Origin of the sequence: Roseibium sp. (assembly GCF_965233565.1) — a bacterium.
GTDB lineage: Bacteria > Pseudomonadota > Alphaproteobacteria > Rhizobiales > Stappiaceae > Roseibium.
In genome coordinates, this window is record NZ_OZ247494.1 from 906912 (window position 1) to 922812 (window position 15901).

The following is a 15901-nucleotide window of genomic DNA, read 5'->3' on the forward strand; positions in this document are numbered from 1 at the left end:
TGGCTGCATGCAAGTTGGCCTGGCCATCAGCGTTGCCATGGATATCGTAACCGAGCCTCGCCCCGGGCTGTTTCTGGGAAACATGCGCCCGGAACAGGCGATCGACAGCGGTCTCCTGAAGATCATGGCTGCCGTGGCTTTTGGTGTGATCACCGAAATCAGCCGGTCGGTAGAGCGAAAATAAGCGGTGCTTTCGAAGTCACTGTGACCTTCGATTGACATGGCGACTTCGCCGTCAAGGGGCAGTCCTATTGTGGTTTGGCGGCAGGTGGCCTGGCGCTCAGGAGGCCGCTGCCTGTGGTGCAGTCAATCCAGCCTCCTCCGGATTGAGTACCATTTTCCGGAACTCTCCATAAGGTACGGCCGGGCTCCACAAATAGCCCTGTCCGAGCGTTCCGCCCCACAGATTGATGTAATCCATCTGCAACTGGGTCTCGACCCCCTCCGATACCGTGGTCAGGTGGAGCTGCCGTGCCATCATCAGGATCAGTTCGACGATGGTCCGCCGGTCTTCCGACTTGTCGATATCCATGATGAAGGACCGGTCGATCTTGAGCGTGTCAAACGGCATGCTGGCAAGGCTGTGGAGCGACGAATAGCCGGTACCGAAATCGTCGATCGCAAATTTCACCCCTTCCCGCTTGATCGGCATGATCTGGTCAAGCAGCGTCTGGGAGTAATCGACAAGGCTGGACTCGGTCACTTCAAGTTCCAGCCGGCGCCTTGAAAATCCGCTGTCCTTGATGATGCCCAGTGTCCGGTCGCAGAAATCGGGGGATTGCAACTGTAACGGTGCGACATTCACCGCGACACACACATCAGCGCCATTGTCGTTGAGTGCCTTCATGTCGCGCAGAGCTGTCTCCAGGACAAATTCACCGATCGGCCCGATGAGACCGCTCTCCTCTGCCACCGGGATGAACTTGAACGGCGGCACCTGGCCAAGCTCCGCATCCTTCCAGCGCAGCAGCGCTTCCGATCCGGCGATCCTGCCGGTCGAAAGGTCGACCTTCGGCTGGTAATGCACGGACAGGGACCGCTCTGAAAGCGCCGTTTTCAGCCTGTCACGGATCTGTTCGCGCTCGGTCATGCGTTCGCGGATCTGGTCATTGTAGGTGACTGACTGTGCTCTTCCCGACGCCTTGGCCTCGTACATCGCCATGTTGGCGTTGCGCAGCACTTCCTCAGATGTTTTGCCATGTTCGGGATAGCGCACGACACCCACGCTGACGGTGACCGACAACGACAGACGACCGATCCTGTGCGCACCGCCCAATCGGTCCACGACGGCTTCCGCCAGGCGTTCCAGGGCGTCCGGATCGCTCAGGCCGGGAAGCAGAACAACAAATTCATCACCGGAGAACCGGGCCACGCAGGGCGGTTTCGAGGTCATGGGCCCGGCCATCTGGTCGATGAAACGCGACAGGCGGACGGAAATAAGCCGGAGCAATTTGTCGCCTGTAGCATGGCCATGCAGATCATTGATCAGCTTGAAGCGATCAAGCCCGATATAGAGCACGCTGCCCTCGCCATTAGGGCGCAGGTCGATCTGTGTCAGCGCCGAATTGTCCAGCTTGGCGCGGTTTGGCAGGCCGGTGATCCGGTCTGTATAGGCGAGCTGCTCGATCTTCACGATGTTTTCGCGCAGCTTGATCATCATGCCGCGAAACGCGGATTGCAGATCGCCAACCTCACCGGGGGCGTCCGTCTTCAAACCGCAATCCAGAAAGCCGGCCGCCGCCTCATTGGCGGCCTGCGTCACACGGCTGACACCGGCGGTGGCCCGGTACATCAAAAAGACCAGCACCGGAACAAAGGCCAGGAGCAGCAGCCCGAGCACGATGGCGACCTGCATGATCTTGTCCCGCAGGATGCCTTGCATCTCGGTTTTGGAAATCCGGACCAGAACGCTGCCGACCGCCTCACCTCCCAGGAATGCGGGCAGCAGGTATTCGATGGTCGTGGCGGTCTCGATATGCGCCGACTGGCCCGTCTGCGCTGCCGTCAAAGCGGCTTCGTTCAGGCTGACTTCACTGGAGGGCGTGGCGGAAGTGAAATCACTGGCAAACTCATGCCCGAACCGGTTGTAGACCTTGGCAGCGACGATGTAGCGGTCACCGGCAATGGCGTTCAACAACCGCTCCAACTCGCCGTAATTCTTGTTCTGGATTTCGCGGGCCGCGATATTGGTGACGAACAGCGCCTTGTCATGTGCCGTGCGTGCCAGCCGATCGCCGATCTTGCTCATCTGCGAATAGTAGTCGATGACGATCAGGGCCAGCGAAAACGCCACCAGACCGAATACTCCATAAAGAGTGGCCCGGACAAAAACACGCTTGAAAAGCTCGTGAGACCAGAAACGAAGAGCACTCAACACAAAACAGCTCCCGAGTAACAAAGAAATGCCGCGTCTGCCAGCGGCCGCCCAGCCCTTTCAGTGTTCCCTTCGCCCCTCAACAAATTATAAACGCAGAAGTAGAATCACGGCCCTAATTTCGTATTTCCCGACGAAACGAAATAAAGTTTCCAAACCTGATAATTTTCACATGGGGCAAAACGCATATAACTCTACGAGCTTTTTCAATTAAAGACATATGAACCGATCCCCGCACCTCAAGAAGATGACCTAAGACTTGCTAAGCGCGATGGCGACATGTCTCGGACGCCTGATTAATTGTCCGGCGTCCTGCGAAATCTCCACCACACGACCCAGGCCACCGCGAGAAGCCCTGCGAGCACACCGACCGGATAGATCAGCGTGACCGCGGCCGCCTCCGGAAAGGCACCTTCTTTCCAGCTTGCTCCAAGACCGCCGAAGAAGATCTGCCCCTGAATGGCGATGCCAAGCGCCATGCCGATCTGCTGAAAGGCCTGTAAAACGCCGGACCCGGCCCCGGCGTCGCTTCCGGAGACCCGCGACAGGACCAGCTGAAACAAAGCTGGTATCCCGGTTCCGACACCGAGGCCGACGGCCAGCAGCGATACCAGAAAAAAGGCTTCTGCCAATTGGGCAGACACGGTCGCGCGCAGCGCGACCAGACCACAAAGAACAATCAGGCAGCTGATCACGATGCGCCCGTTCAGCCAGCGCGTACCCAGACGGCCCGTCAGCGTCGACGCCAGGATGACTCCCACCGGATGCGGCGCCAGCAAGAGACCGGCCACAAGAGGCGTATGGCCCTGACCAGCCTGGAGAAAGATAGCCAGCATGAAAAACATGCCTGCCATGGCGGAGAAAAACAGGGCAATGAACAGGACACCGCAGACGAATACGGCATCACGCGTCAGCGGGATCGGCAGCAACTGCGGCTGTGCGCGTTTGTATCTGTGCCTCTGCTGACCATAAAACAGCCCGCCAAATACACATCCAAGCCCGATCAATCCGTAGCACCAAAGCGGCCAGCCGAATTGCCTCCCTTCAACCAGCGGAAACACGAGAGCCAGAACGGCCGCAGCGAACAGCGCCGTGCCGGTCCAGTCCGGTGTCAGACGCCGATCGACCTGCAACTCAGGCAGAAACCGCAGGGCACCGACAATCGACACAAGTCCGATCGGCAGGTTGATCAGGAAGATCGGCCGCCAGCCAAGGCCAAAGAGATCGGCAGACACCAGCACCCCGCCAACCAGCGGTCCGGCAACGGCGCCCAGCGCGCTGACGGCGCCGAAGAGCCCCATTGCCCTGCCCTTCTCCTCCCCGGTGAAAAGCACATGCACGATCGCCAGGACTTGCGGCACCATCATCGCACCGCAGAGACCCTGAAGGCCACGCGCACCAATCAGGGTCTGAATATCCGGTGCCAGGCCGCACATAAGCGAGCTCGCCGTGAACCCGGCAACGCCCCAGAGGAACAGACGCTTTCGTCCCAGGACATCGCCAAACCGTCCGAAGGGCAGCAGGCCTGCGGCGAAGGTCAGGACATAGACCACCAGAACCCATTCCAGTTCCGTGTCTGATGCGCCGACATTTGCCTGAATGGAAGGCAGCGCCAGATTGACCACGGATACGTCCAGAATGTTCATGAACATGGCGAGGTAAAGCGCTGCAAGCGCCACCCATCGGCTGCCAGGGCGCTGCCCGGCCTCCGTGCAAGAGACAGACATCAGTAACTCCAGTCGGAAAGGAAATTTCGTTACTTTATAAGTAACATGATTTCGCATGTCAATCTCTTGTGCTTTTTGTTGTCACAAGAAAGGGCCGCGCTTATAGTCCGGGCATTGATACAAGGAACCAATGATGCGCACCGACAGCCGCCTTCCCCGCGTTCTTCATGTTCTTCTGCACCTGGAACAGATCAGGGAGCCGGTTACGTCCGATCAGATCGGCAGCATGCTGAACACCAATCCGTCGCTTGTCCGCCGCACCATGGCGGGTCTGCGCAAGGCCGGTTTTGTCACGGCCACAAAGGGCCATGGCGGCGGCTGGGTGCTGGAAAGGCCGTTGTCCGAGATATCCCTGGCAGATGTCTATGCGGCACTTGGTTCGCCCCAGCTCTTTGCTCTCGGCCAGTCCGGCGACGCACCGGACTGCCTGTTGGAACGGGCAGCCAATACCGCGACCTCAAACGCGCTTGAGGCCGCGCGACAAACCTTTCAGGCCGAGCTTCAGAACGTGACGGTGGCAGATATCGTTGCGCCCTATGCGGAAGAGATTAAGGCCTTTCAGGAGCAGCGCGGATTGCAATGACTCAAGGAGAACTGGATTTTCCGCATGGGTTTCCGTAACGTTTCGGTCTTTGAAGCAACAAGGCTTTTCATCGACCCGTTTTCAGAAAAGGCTGTTCTGCACATGATCCGGTTTCTGCTTCTGTGTTTTCTGTTCTTGTCTTTGTCAGTAGCAGCTTCAAGCGCCAACAACTGGATTGAAGCGGATCTTCCGGCCTATGCCGATGACACGGAATTTGTCGCGATCGGCACTGACGGTCTTCTATATTCGGTTAGCGCCAATCCAAACGGCTATGTGTTCACGTCCCTGCAGGACGCCTATCGGTTCGAACCGTCTGGCGATGGCTTCACCGGACGCATCCTGTCGGCAAGGAAAGTCTACTATCTCGGCGCCAGCTGCGATGCCGCCGGCGAAGGACTGACCGGCTCCTGGACGGTGAACGGCACCGGCCTCGCCTTTGCCATTTCAGGCCCGGCCGGGGTGCTTCAATCCTTCCACCTGTTGTCGACTGGCCTCACCCCAAACCACAGCTGCTGATCGCCGTCAGCCGGCACTCTCCACGGCACCTCGGAGGACATGATGTTCAGACGGATTATCGCACCCCTCGTCCTGGGACTGGTCATGACAGGCAGCGCTGCGGCCGCGCCCCTGGAAGCCTATTTTGCCAGCACCGACAGCTGCTACGGCCGCAGTTATTCCACTGAACATCTTGACCGGCATCGCGGGCAGCAGGTGATCGACTTTGCCATCAGCCATTTTCCGAACCGGCAGGAACTCCTGGGCATGGACAGTCCCTTCCAGCCCTATCCGGACACGCCAAAGCTGGTCCTCAGGCTCGATGTCTGGTTGCGCGGTCAGGACCGGTCCTGGCAGGACCACGCCATTTGCGAGGCTTCGGGTGAAGCCCTGACATGTGCCATCGAGTGCGATGGAGGGTCCTTCGAGATCCATGGAAGGTCAGACGACCGGCTGCTGGTGAAGCCGGACAAGGATCTCTTCTTCGCACAATGTGATGCCGGCGATGCGGTGATCCGCAAGACCCCAGAGGATTCTTCCTATCTGCTGTCACCCTTGCCACGGTCGCATTGCAAGGCGGAGTGAGGGTCTTAACCCGACTGGCTCCAGAGAGTTTTTCCGGCAATCGATTGAAAGATCAATACGCCCTTGCCTCTCACCAGATGATTGTATACAAGCGCACACAATAGAAATCCGGTACAAGTCTGTACCGTGCGTTTCCCGATTGCCCGATCCCTTTTAAAGACCGCGAGGCCACCCTTCCATGGCAAAGATCAAAGTCGACAATCCCGTTGTTGAACTCGACGGCGACGAGATGACCCGCATCATGTGGGCCTTCATCAAGGACAAGCTGATCCATCCCTATCTCGATATCGACCTGCTCTATTATGACCTGTCGATCGAAAAGCGCGACGAGACCGATGACCAGATCACGGTCGACGCCGCCAACGCGATCAAGGAACATGGTGTTGGCATCAAATGCGCCACGATCACGCCGGACGAGGCGCGGGTTGAAGAGTTTGGCCTGAAGCGCATGTACCGCTCGCCCAACGGCACCATCCGCAACATTCTGGGCGGCGTGATCTTCCGCGAGCCGATCATCATGCAGAACGTGCCGCGCCTGGTACCGGGCTGGACCCAGCCGATCATAGTCGGCCGCCACGCCTTCGGCGACCAGTATCGCGCCACCGATTTCACCTTTCCGGGCAAAGGCAAGCTGACCCTGAAATTTGTCGGCGAAGACGGCACCGAGATCGAACGCGACGTCTTTGACGCCCCCTCTTCCGGTGTCGCCATGGCGATGTACAATCTCGACGACTCCATCCGCGATTTCGCACGCGCCTCGCTGAACTACGCCCTGCAGCGCAAGGTGCCCTGCTACCTCTCCACCAAGAACACGATCCTGAAGGCCTATGACGGCCGCTTCAAGGACCTGTTCCAGGAGATCTACGAGGCCGAATTCAAGGACGAATATGCCGAGGCCGGCATCTGGTACGAGCACCGGCTGATCGACGACATGGTGGCAAGCGCCCTGAAATGGTCCGGTGGCTATGTCTGGGCCTGCAAGAATTATGACGGTGATGTACAATCCGACACGGTCGCGCAAGGGTTCGGCTCACTCGGTCTGATGACATCGGTCCTGATGACACCGGACGGCAAGACGGTGGAAGCGGAAGCGGCGCATGGCACGGTCACGCGTCACTACCGTCAGCACCAGGCCGGTGAAAGCACCTCGACCAACTCCATTGCCTCGATCTTCGCCTGGACGCGGGGCCTCGCCCACAGGGCCAAGCTGGACGGCAATGACAAGCTTGCCCGCTTCGCCAAGACACTGGAAACCGTCTGCATCAAGACCGTGGAGTCGGGCTACATGACCAAGGATCTGGCGCTACTGGTCGGCCCGGACCAGGGCTGGCTGACCACCACCGGCTTCCTCGACAAGATCGACGAGAACCTGCAAAAGGCGATGGCGGAACTCTGAGCTCCAAGCTTATCGGGTAATTCTGGCGCCCCGGAGGACACTCCGGGGCGTTTTGGCATCTGGGGCCGGCCATGTTGACTGCTTGTAAAGCGCTTTAGCGCCGCATCAGGACGAACATGATCACCAGAAAGGAAACGCCCGCCGCCCCTCCGGCCAGCAGCTGCCAGATGCTGTCCTTTTCCAGAAACTGGGCTGCAACACCGAGCGGGATGCCAACAAAAATGGCAATGCCCATGATCCAGTCCCAAAGCGCCATGGCTTCGCGTTGATGCTGCTGCCGGGTTTGCTCGGCGCCGATCAGGAACGAAATCGCCATGCTTACCAATTCAGGACGCCCGGCATTCTTTTCGATGCCCCGGTAATCCGTCAGCCAGTCGAACCGCGCCGCCATCGCTTTCATCAGTCCCGGCGTGATGTCATTTGTAAAGGACGGTATGCCGCCCTTCTTCATGACCAGCCGGCGATCCAGGAAAAGAACAAGTTCTCGTTCAAGCTGCTTGTTCATCTCCAGGTCATCGAACGCTGTGTCGTTCAGGAGCCGCGTGATCGTCGACACGGTATTATCGCCGAGCCGCAGGCATTGTAGTTCGGCAAGACCGAGCTCTGCTGCCGAAATGATCGGTTCTGCGGGTGCAGGTGCGACCTGTCGGTCTGTTTCCTGGCGTGGCTTCCTTCCGTCAGCCGGGTCGACCAAGGGCTGCGGACCGTCGTGTGGTGTCGCCGGAACAGTGCGCTCACCGTCGACAAACGCCAGCGCGGTTTCCAGCGCATGACGCAGCGCCTGGAAACCTTGAGGGTCTTCGGCTGGGTCGATCTGCTTGAGCCGCTTTGCATAGGCCGATCTGACCTGCTTGCGGCTGACCTCCTCCGGATGGGCGATGCCCAACAGCTCAAAGGCCTCCATGGTGAAAGTGTCGTGCAATGTCCCGTCCCCGGAAATTGATCTCAGGAACGGAAATCATCACGCCGGAACAGCGAACCGAGAAGCTTTCCAACAATCTTGTAGGCAAGGATCGCGAAGACAATCACCACGGCAACCGTCACGATCCAGCCGAGCACCACCTCTGGCAAGGTTCCAGGATCCAGCACGCGTCCAAGGATGCCGCCAAAAAACGATATCAGCACAGCAATCCCCAGCGTGCCGTCAATCGGTGCCATCTTGTCGATCCCGACTTCCTGCCCAACTGCGGGATAGCCGTTGACCGTCAGGAAGATGGCCGCATGCAATATCTCCGGCTGGTAGGTGAAGTCTTCCAGCGCACGATAATCGGCAAGCCAGTGGTAGCGTTCGTCAAGTTTCTGCAGAAACACCTTGGTCACGTCGGGGGCAAAGCGGGGCGTATCATCGTCGCGCCATTCAATGCCCCGTTCCAGGAAGTTGGCGATTACCAGCCCGAGAAGCCTGTTGGCTTCAAATTCGGCGAAGTCCGGATCATCCAGCATTTCGGAGATCTTGCGGATCGCGGTATGGCTCGGACCAAGCGTCTCGATCTCGGCGATGCGGTCGCGCATCTCGACAGGAATGCCGTTTTCCAGCGCCAGATCGCGGTCAAGAGCGATGGCGGCCTCAAGCTGCCCAGCCGGAACCTGAGCGTCCGGAGGCAAGCCGCTTTCGTCGGACAGGTTCGTGGATTGCGTGTCCACTCCCGCGTCTTCTCTTTGCCCATGTCCGGGTTCACTTCCGGCCAGGGCACCATCGGATCGTCCGGTCTCAGCCTCACTTTCAGACGCACGTTCACGCAGCTCGACGAGATGCAAAGCCAATTCCAGAGCTCCGCGCAGTTCCTGAAACGCCTCGGCGTCGCTGGCCTGGTCGATGGATTTCAACTTGCGGGCATAGGCGCTCTTGACCTGTTTGCGGGTCACGGTGTCCGGCTCGTCGATGCCGAGCACGCTGAAGGGAAAGGACTGGTCGTTCTCAAAGGACATAGCTGGCCTCGAACTGGTCAAGAAGCGGAGCGATGTCCGTGCGGAAACGCTCGATTTCGGATTGATCCTGGTTGGCCAGGACGGCATCAAATTGTGTCAGCAGCTCCGAGAACTCGGCGCGTTGGTCCAGCCGTGCCATGGAGAAACACTGTTCGATCCGCGCGCGCAGCAGGATGTTGACTTCCTCTTCCGCCGGATGGGTCTTGAGTTTGGACAGTTTCTTGCGGGTCGCCTCGATGTCCTTGTCACTCATGTGACCGGCAAGGTTCTTGATCAGGAGACTGGTTGTTTTCTCATCGTTCAGCGTCGTGACATCGACATCCAGGAGCCCGGAGACATCATAGGTGAACCGCACCGAGGCCGGCTCCAATTCACCCGACTTGTTGCGCGGCAAATTCACCGTGACGCTGCCCAGTTTGACATTCGATTTCACGTCCGGCGCTTCCCCCTGATAGACATTGACCTCTATCGCCGTCTGGCCGGGATGCAGCGCGCTGATGACCTCTTCCCGCGACACCGGGATCACCGTGTTGCGCTCGATGATCGGCAGAAAATAGCCGTCAAAATGACGGCCACCGATCTGGCGCGCCGTCTCGACGCCCAGCGAATGTGCGGTGACATCCGTCATGACGACGTCGCTCAGGGCCTGGTTCTTGCCGACAAGGCCGGCCTGTACGGCCGCACCTAGAGCGACAGCGTGATCGGGATCGATATGGGCATCAGGAAAATGCCGCAAGGTCTTGGCCAGCATCGAACGGATTACCGGCATCCGCGTGGCCCCGCCAACGAGCACGACCTTTTCCAGATCGGAGGGCGCCAGCCTGGCATCGTGCAGAACCCGCTCAAGCGGTCTCCGCAGCCTTTTCAGGAGAGCGGCACTGAGGTCCTCGAACTCGTCCCGAGTCACATGCGCCGCCAGTGACAGGCCCGGGCGGTCGATCTTCACCTCTGCCGCTGGCCGTTCGGTCAGCGTGCGCTTGACCTCTTCGGCGATCTTGGCAACCGGCACCCGGTTCGCATCGGTCTGCTGGTCCTTTTGCAGTTGGGAAAAAAGATGTTTGGCGAGCACATCGCTGAAATCCTCACCGCCGAGAAAGGCGTCGCCGGAAGTCGCCTTGACCTCCATCACCCCCTCAAAGACCTCGAGCACCGAAACGTCGAAGGTACCGCCACCGAGGTCGAACACCAGGAAACAGCTTTCCGCATCCAGATCCTGAAGGCCATAGGCAAGCGCGGCCGCGGTCGGTTCGTTGATCAGCCGGACCGGATTGAGACCGGCCGTTCGCGCTGCCGTCGCGACGCAGCTCCGCTGCATTTCGTTGAAATAGGCGGGTACGGAAATCACCACATCGCCAACCGGCGCGCCGAGCGCTGCCTCTGCGTCTTCCTTGAGCGTCGCCAGGACCGCGCTCGACAGTTCGACGGAGTCAAATCGCTTGCCGCCGATCTTGTAGTCTTTTTCCGTGCCCATGGTGCGCTTGAATGCGGTGACAACCTGGTCGGGATTGGCGACTTTGCGCGCCAGTGCCGTTTCGCCGACATAAAGCTGCTTGCCGTCGTAACCGACGACAGAAGGGGTGAGAAATTTTCCAAGTCGGTTGGGCAGAAGTCTCGGTCCGGCTTCCTCGAACACGGAAATCAAAGAGTTGGTCGTACCGAGATCAATTCCAATATGGGTCAAAAGAAGCACCAAAAAGCAAAGTTGTGATCATGTTCTGCATCAAATACGCTGGCAATTCAGGGCAGATGCCAAAAAGGGTTTAAGTATGCAGAACCGGGCATTGCAAGACATTTTTACCAATGGCAATTGTTACTGGACAGACGGGACCACGTCGTCTGCATGCTGGAGCCCCGCTCTCAAGTGCTCACATTCACCCAGTTGAAAACACCCCTGATCGGCCCCATCGACTTGGGAGTCGCGCCGGGTGCCTTTGGCACTCTCTCTGGTCCATTCGGTGCGGGCAACTCCTTGATCGTGCGAGCGGTTGCGAACCTGAACAGAAATACCGGCCCTTTCATGCTGAACAATCTTCCCCGTTCCCATACGCCGACGCCGGAACCGCGCCCGAATATCGCCTATGTTCAGGTGGAACGCGGCTGGTGACCAACAGATGCGAAACCGGTCCTAAGTTTCTTGGCCCCACAGGGCGCGTCTCGACCGCATGTCCGAAGGATCTTCATGCTTGAACTTTATGGCGCCGACTATTCCGTCTATGTCCGCTCCGCACGGCTCGCGCTGGCGGAAAAGGGTCTTGCCTACAAACATGTTCCGATCGATGTCTTTGCGCCGGAAGGCCCGCCTTCGGACTATCTGGCACTGCAGCCCTTCGGCAAGATCCCGGCCCTGAAACATGGTGACGAGACCCTTTATGAAACGGTGGCGATCCTGCGCTATATCGATGAAGCCTTTGACGGCCCGCCACTGCAACCAGACGACCCGCTCGGTCGGGCCCGCATGACCCAGATCCTGTCCATCCTCGACACTTACGCCTATCGAACCCTCGTCTGGGATATTTTTGTCGAGCGCATTGTGAAAACCCGGGATGGCACTCCGGCAGACGAGGTCAAGATCGCTGCTGCCATGGGGGCTGCCAGAACCATTGTCACGACTCTGGAGGGCCTTTGCACCGGCAGCTCGTTCCTGCTGGGCACCAGACCCAGCCTGGCCGATTGCCATGCGGCTCCGATGTTTGCCCTCTTCCAGATGGCAGAGGAAGGCTCCCTGTTGCTCAAGACAGCTCCCAGACTGTCGGCGTGGCTTGCGCATTTTGCGGCCCGGCCCAGTTTTCAGGAAACTGCGCCGCAGTCACGCGACTGAGCAGACGGGAGGCTCCTGGCCGGAGCCTCAGGTCTTCAGTTCAGCTGCTCTTCCAGAATGCGGCTGACTTCGGTGTCAAAGGCCGGCGCGGCAGACGCTTCGCTCTTTCTGGCATCCGCGACATGGGCGTCCCGCTTGGCAACAAGTTCTTTCATCTGTGCGGACAATTCACGCCGTTCTGCCAGTTTCTGCGCAACGAAGGCGCGTTGCTCCTCTTCAGCAAGGTCAGCAACCGCTTCGGGCAACTGATCTTTCGGCAGGGTTTTCAAGTCGACCCGGCCAGCCTCAAGATCATCGACAAGATCGCCATCTCCGGTGGTCACCTTGCCCTTGCCGATGAGATAGGAAGATTCCGCGACCGCGCCATGATCCTTGGCGTAAGACTTCGTGGCGATGCGCGCCTGCAACTGCCTTTGCTGCGCCCGATTGCCATAGGGCACCACGGTCTGGTCGATGCGCCGCTGCAAGTCCAGGATCTCATCATCCCAGGGGCTGTCGTAATGCGTGGTCAGCCCGCCATCCTGTGCGATCGCGATATAGCTGCCGCCCCCCATCCGGGCGATGGTCTGCCAATATTGACGGGTTTCATACCAGTCACCGGCCTGCACCGTGTTGACGGTGATATCGCGCTGACGCGCCTCCTTCAGGATCTCCGGATAATTCGGCCCCTGATAGTCCATGTGCGGCGGCGCATCGCCAACCAGGAACAGGAGCCGACGGGTGTTGCCCGACCGGGACCACGCGATCTCCGAGACACCGGCATCCAGCGCCTCGTTCACAGCCTCCGGACCATCGCCGCCGCCAGAGGCTCGAAACTTCCACAGCAGAGCATTGACCTCCTGCAGGTCCGGCGTCATCTGAAACGTCCGCACCACATAGTCATCGCCAAAATCGCGATAGGCAACCAGTCCCATGCGGATATCCGCATTCGGATTGGCGCGGGATATGGTGTTTGCGATGGACCAGATCTTGCGGCGTGCATTGTCGATCAGACCGGACATCGATCCGGTGGTATCAAGCACAAAGGCAACCTCGATCCGGTCAGCATGCGGCTGGCTGTGGGCCAAGGCCGGTGACGATGCAAAGGCAAGACAGGCAACGGCGGTCCCGAACCATGCGGTTCTGGTGAAAAGGCGGGCACACATCAGCAGGCTCCTCCATCTACAAGCACGGTCAGATCAGGAGAGCAGGCCAGAAGGCTCAAACTTGGGCGCCGATTGGGCGATTTGTGGGCAACTTGCCGACCACCACGGGGCGGATGTCAGGCATTGTCAGCCCATCCTGGGTTGAAGCCAAACCACCGCCTCTTGAACAGACCTGATCCGAAGAGGAACGTGATAACCACCTGCCCGGCAGGATGGCGCATTTCGTGCTACCTTTGCAGCTGACTGGGCCTGACACCACCGTCACACGGGGAACACCATGTTTGAATCATTTTCTGAAGCAAATTCTTTTCTCAAAATAAATCAAATGATTAAAAGACTTTTCTTATGTGTCTTTCTAACACTTGCACTCGGCCTGAACGCCTTCGCGCAATCCGTTCATGAACCCGCGCGCGGAACCGCCGAACGATCGGAAATCCTCAACGCGGTGCGGCCCATGCTGGAAGCGCGCGTGGGCCCGCCGGTCGAATTCGTGGTCGACTGGATGCGTTCCGGCAGTGGCTGGGCTTTCGTTCAGCTCAGCCCGCAGCGTCCGGGTGGCGGCGCAATCAACCTTTACCAGACCACCTATGCCAACCAGGCCGAATATATGGACGGCGTCTTCACCGTTGCCCTTCTGAAGTTTCAGTACAATCGCTGGAACCTGATCGATTTCGCGGTCGGCCCGACCGATGTCTTCTGGCAGGGCGATCCGCTCTACGCCCAGCTTCCGCCGGGTCTGGTGCCCTATTGAGAAGGCTTTGCCCGATATGACCTCCAGTTCGATCGACGCGGCGCAACTCGCTGTCTATTGGCATCTCTGGACCGACACGGATGGCATCACCCATCAAAGCAAGTGCCGGTTTGACAAACTGGAACTCAAAAGTTTCGCGCCGCCTGCCAAAGATCTTTGGGTAAGACGCCTTGCAGCAGAGCCGGAGGACATCACGATCCTGGAGCTGCAGCCAGGCACCTTGCAATGGCACCGAAATCCCAAACCGCAATGGATTGTGCCGCTCTCCGGAACCTGGTTTGTGGAAAGCATGGATGGCACAAGGGTCGAGATGGGGCCCGGAGAGTTGTCCTTCGGAGAGGATCAGCTCGCGCGGGAAGACGCGAACGGACGGGCCGGCCACCTGTCCGGCGTCGTCGGGGAGGCCCCTTGCGTCATGATGCTCATTCAGGTCCAGGACCCACCCAGGCAAGGGGTGGCCTGCCGGATCGACTGACCGGCTATTTCGCCGGATCCCTCTCAACGACCGATGCGCCCCCTTCAAACAGCTCAGGTTCCGCGTCGGCGCGCTCGGCAGACGCAAAGACCCCTGCCTGCTGCAATTCCTCTTCCGCAATCTCGCCAAGGACTTTCTTGCCCTCGGAGACGCGCTCCCTGGCTTCCTCCATGATCTTCTGGGCCAGTGCCTCGTCCCGGTCCATCAGTTGTTGAAGCGCCCCGGCTTCAAGCACCATCAGCTGACAATCGCTATAGGCGGTGACCACGGCCTTGCGGGGTGTCTGATTGATCAGGGCAAGCTCGCCAAAAAAGTTGCCTTCACCAAGATAGACAGTGTCATGTTCCAGCTTGATCGCGACTTCGCCGTCGGCAATGAAGAACATTTTGTCCGCAATGTCCCCCTTGTCGGCGATGGTAACCCCCTTCTTGACACTTTGCGCCTGAAGAAGCTTGGTCACTTCGGCAATCTCGGTGGCCTTGAGATCCTCAAACAGCGGCACCCGGGCCACCATCGCCCAGGTCACCACGAAATCGCGGCTATGGATCTCACGTGCAAAGGCGGAGGCTATGATGCCGACGGGCAAGGCGATCAGACCGTATCCCATCATCATCACGACACTGCCGACCATCTTGCCGAGATTGGTCACCGGCACGACGTCACCATAGCCCACGGTCGTCACCGTCGTGATCGCCCAGTAAATGCCGTGCAGGATGCTCCGGAACTTCTCCGGCTGATCATCATGCTCGACCAGATACATCAGGGTCGCCGCCAGCAAGATGACCCCGGCGATGATCATGGTGGAACCCATCAGGGCGTTGCGTTCGGCAACCACCGCCGAAATCAGAGAACGCAGCGCCGGAGAATAACGGGCCAGCTTGAGAAACCGCAGCAGGCGCAAAATCACCACGATGGTGACCGCCTGGTTCGGCAGGAACAGGACGAACAGCAGCGGTAGCGCTCCAATGAGATCGATCACCGCGTCGGGCTGAACCGCATACCGGTATCTGGACCAGAACGGTCCGTATCGACGCAGGGGCGGATGAAGGTCTGCCACGTAAAGGCGCAACACGTACTCGATGAGAAATACAAAGCCGCTGGCGAGCTGCACGAAACGCAGATGCGGGCCAAAGGTTTCCTTGACCTGGGGCACCGTCTCCAGGACGGCCAGCCCGATATTCAACAGGATCAGGAACACGAGAAACTGCCTCAAAGACCGGGCCGCCAGTTTCTGTTTGCCCGTGTCCTCAAGGACCTCGTAGATTTTCCGCTTGAAGGTCTGCTCTGCCACCAGAACCTCACGTCATCGAACTTCACTCACATCATTACCGGATAAGAGTGCGGGAACAAAGCCTTGGAGTGCAGCTCTTCACATGGTGTGCGCAATTCCGTGACATCGGGACGCGACATAGTGATTGGGCAAGATTGCCGCAGGTCCCCATCTGTCCTTGTGTAAGCGAAACCAAAAGGAGATGACGATGACCATTGAAACCGACAAGGCGCGGGCCGGTGAAACCACGCAGCATCACGTGGTGCTGAAAATGTTGATTGCCTCAACCTTCCTTACGGCCATGGCCCTTGCACTGGCAGCAGCCCTGAGCTGATCAAATCGGTATCTGACTG

The 15901-nt window shown here is 58.8% G+C and carries 17 protein-coding genes; 10 read left to right on the forward strand and 7 right to left on the reverse strand.

The genetic code is table 11. From position 1 onward, the window contains the following. Positions 1 to 37: 37 nt before the first annotated feature. Positions 38 to 184 (forward strand): hypothetical protein, encoded by a 147-nt coding sequence (locus ACO6TG_RS04415; protein WP_422377051.1) that lies wholly within the window; start codon positions 38 to 40, stop codon positions 182 to 184. 96 nt (positions 185 to 280) lie between these two features. Here the strand turns inward: ACO6TG_RS04415 and ACO6TG_RS04420 are convergent, their stop codons facing one another. Both ACO6TG_RS04420 and ACO6TG_RS04425 read right to left on the reverse strand, forming a co-directional pair. Then, entirely contained in the window at positions 281 to 2374 is a 2094-nt protein-coding gene (locus ACO6TG_RS04420; RefSeq protein ID WP_422377052.1) for a putative bifunctional diguanylate cyclase/phosphodiesterase, read from the reverse strand. Positions 2375 to 2670: 296 nt separating this feature from the next. Then, on the reverse strand, positions 2671 to 4101 hold the full coding sequence (locus tag ACO6TG_RS04425) for an MFS transporter (protein WP_422377053.1): 1431 nt from the start codon (positions 4099 to 4101) through the stop codon (positions 2671 to 2673). A gap of 133 nt (positions 4102 to 4234) precedes the next feature. Here ACO6TG_RS04425 and ACO6TG_RS04430 point away from each other — a divergent pair, with 133 nt between their 5' ends. From ACO6TG_RS04430 to ACO6TG_RS04445, 4 genes are all read left to right on the forward strand, one after another. After that, a complete protein-coding gene (locus tag ACO6TG_RS04430; protein WP_422377054.1) occupies positions 4235 to 4684 on the forward strand; it encodes an Rrf2 family transcriptional regulator in 450 nt (149 codons plus the stop codon). Positions 4685 to 4708: 24 nt separating this feature from the next. Continuing rightward, entirely contained in the window at positions 4709 to 5200 is a 492-nt protein-coding gene (locus ACO6TG_RS04435) for a hypothetical protein (RefSeq protein ID WP_422377055.1), read from the forward strand. Positions 5201 to 5242: 42 nt separating this feature from the next. Further along, positions 5243 to 5764, forward strand: a complete 522-nt coding sequence (locus ACO6TG_RS04440; protein WP_422377056.1) for a hypothetical protein — start codon at positions 5243 to 5245, stop codon at positions 5762 to 5764. Between the two features lie 178 nt (positions 5765 to 5942). Next, complete coding sequence (locus tag ACO6TG_RS04445) at positions 5943 to 7160, forward strand: NADP-dependent isocitrate dehydrogenase (RefSeq protein ID WP_422377057.1); 1218 nt, start codon at positions 5943 to 5945, stop codon at positions 7158 to 7160. A 94-nt stretch (positions 7161 to 7254) separates the two neighbouring features. Here ACO6TG_RS04445 and ACO6TG_RS04450 read toward each other — a convergent pair whose 3' ends face one another. From ACO6TG_RS04450 to ACO6TG_RS04460, 3 genes are read right to left on the reverse strand one after another with little or no spacing between them, the layout of a single operon-like run. Then, positions 7255 to 8082 carry a hypothetical protein gene (locus tag ACO6TG_RS04450; protein ID WP_422377058.1) on the reverse strand — a complete coding sequence of 276 codons (828 nt, stop codon included), beginning with the start codon at positions 8080 to 8082 and terminating at the stop codon, positions 7255 to 7257. Positions 8083 to 8105: 23 nt separating this feature from the next. Continuing rightward, complete coding sequence (locus ACO6TG_RS04455) at positions 8106 to 9089, reverse strand: hypothetical protein (protein WP_422377059.1); 984 nt, start codon at positions 9087 to 9089, stop codon at positions 8106 to 8108. Next, positions 9079 to 10770, reverse strand: coding sequence for an Hsp70 family protein (locus ACO6TG_RS04460; RefSeq protein WP_422377060.1), 1692 nt, complete (start codon positions 10768 to 10770; stop codon positions 9079 to 9081). Before ACO6TG_RS04460 ends, ACO6TG_RS04455 begins: the two co-directional genes overlap by 11 nt. Positions 10771 to 10929: 159 nt before the next feature. On the opposite strand from ACO6TG_RS04460, the gene ACO6TG_RS04465 reads away from it, so the two are divergent. Beyond that, positions 10930 to 11193, forward strand: a complete 264-nt coding sequence (locus ACO6TG_RS04465) for a hypothetical protein (RefSeq protein WP_422377061.1) — start codon at positions 10930 to 10932, stop codon at positions 11191 to 11193. A gap of 75 nt (positions 11194 to 11268) precedes the next feature. Next, a complete protein-coding gene (locus tag ACO6TG_RS04470; RefSeq protein WP_422377062.1) occupies positions 11269 to 11907 on the forward strand; it encodes a glutathione S-transferase family protein in 639 nt (212 codons plus the stop codon). A 35-nt stretch (positions 11908 to 11942) separates the two neighbouring features. On the opposite strand, the gene ACO6TG_RS04475 is transcribed toward ACO6TG_RS04470, so the two are convergent. After that, complete coding sequence (locus tag ACO6TG_RS04475) at positions 11943 to 13052, reverse strand: vWA domain-containing protein (RefSeq protein WP_422377063.1); 1110 nt, start codon at positions 13050 to 13052, stop codon at positions 11943 to 11945. A gap of 325 nt (positions 13053 to 13377) precedes the next feature. Here ACO6TG_RS04475 and ACO6TG_RS04480 point away from each other — a divergent pair, with 325 nt between their 5' ends. Together ACO6TG_RS04480 and ACO6TG_RS04485 are read left to right on the forward strand one after the other, a co-directional pair. Further along, the gene (locus ACO6TG_RS04480; RefSeq protein ID WP_422377064.1) at positions 13378 to 13803 is read left to right on the forward strand and encodes a hypothetical protein; all 426 of its coding nucleotides are present in this window, start codon (positions 13378 to 13380) and stop codon (positions 13801 to 13803) included. Positions 13804 to 13819: 16 nt separating this feature from the next. Then, complete coding sequence (locus ACO6TG_RS04485) at positions 13820 to 14278, forward strand: cupin domain-containing protein (RefSeq protein ID WP_422377065.1); 459 nt, start codon at positions 13820 to 13822, stop codon at positions 14276 to 14278. Positions 14279 to 14282: 4 nt separating this feature from the next. Here ACO6TG_RS04485 and ACO6TG_RS04490 read toward each other — a convergent pair whose 3' ends face one another. Beyond that, positions 14283 to 15569, reverse strand: coding sequence for a cyclic nucleotide-gated ion channel (locus ACO6TG_RS04490; RefSeq protein WP_422377066.1), 1287 nt, complete (start codon positions 15567 to 15569; stop codon positions 14283 to 14285). A 187-nt stretch (positions 15570 to 15756) separates the two neighbouring features. Between ACO6TG_RS04490 and ACO6TG_RS04495 the strand changes: the two genes are divergently transcribed. Beyond that, entirely contained in the window at positions 15757 to 15882 is a 126-nt protein-coding gene (locus tag ACO6TG_RS04495; RefSeq protein ID WP_422377067.1) for a hypothetical protein, read from the forward strand. Positions 15883 to 15901: the final 19 nt, after the last annotated feature.

Bases quoted from the DNA above. Each gene is read 5' to 3' on its own strand.
- ACO6TG_RS04440 (WP_422377056.1), top strand. From the start codon at position 5,243: ATGTTCAGACGGATTATCGCACCCCTCGTCCTGGGACTGGTCATGACA.
- ACO6TG_RS04445 (WP_422377057.1), top strand. From the start codon at position 5,943: ATGGCAAAGATCAAAGTCGACAATCCCGTTGTTGAACTCGACGGCGAC.
- ACO6TG_RS04485 (WP_422377065.1), top strand. From the start codon at position 13,820: ATGACCTCCAGTTCGATCGACGCGGCGCAACTCGCTGTCTATTGGCAT.
- ACO6TG_RS04430 (WP_422377054.1), top strand. From the start codon at position 4,235: ATGCGCACCGACAGCCGCCTTCCCCGCGTTCTTCATGTTCTTCTGCAC.
- ACO6TG_RS04475 (WP_422377063.1), bottom strand. From the start codon at position 13,052: ATGTGTGCCCGCCTTTTCACCAGAACCGCATGGTTCGGGACCGCCGTT.
- ACO6TG_RS04470 (WP_422377062.1), top strand. From the start codon at position 11,269: ATGCTTGAACTTTATGGCGCCGACTATTCCGTCTATGTCCGCTCCGCA.
- ACO6TG_RS04415 (WP_422377051.1), top strand. From the start codon at position 38: ATGGATATCGTAACCGAGCCTCGCCCCGGGCTGTTTCTGGGAAACATG.
- ACO6TG_RS04495 (WP_422377067.1), top strand. From the start codon at position 15,757: ATGACCATTGAAACCGACAAGGCGCGGGCCGGTGAAACCACGCAGCAT.
- ACO6TG_RS04435 (WP_422377055.1), top strand. From the start codon at position 4,709: ATGGGTTTCCGTAACGTTTCGGTCTTTGAAGCAACAAGGCTTTTCATC.
- ACO6TG_RS04455 (WP_422377059.1), bottom strand. From the start codon at position 9,089: ATGTCCTTTGAGAACGACCAGTCCTTTCCCTTCAGCGTGCTCGGCATC.
- ACO6TG_RS04465 (WP_422377061.1), top strand. From the start codon at position 10,930: ATGCTGGAGCCCCGCTCTCAAGTGCTCACATTCACCCAGTTGAAAACA.
- ACO6TG_RS04480 (WP_422377064.1), top strand. From the start codon at position 13,378: ATGATTAAAAGACTTTTCTTATGTGTCTTTCTAACACTTGCACTCGGC.
- ACO6TG_RS04425 (WP_422377053.1), bottom strand. From the start codon at position 4,101: ATGTCTGTCTCTTGCACGGAGGCCGGGCAGCGCCCTGGCAGCCGATGG.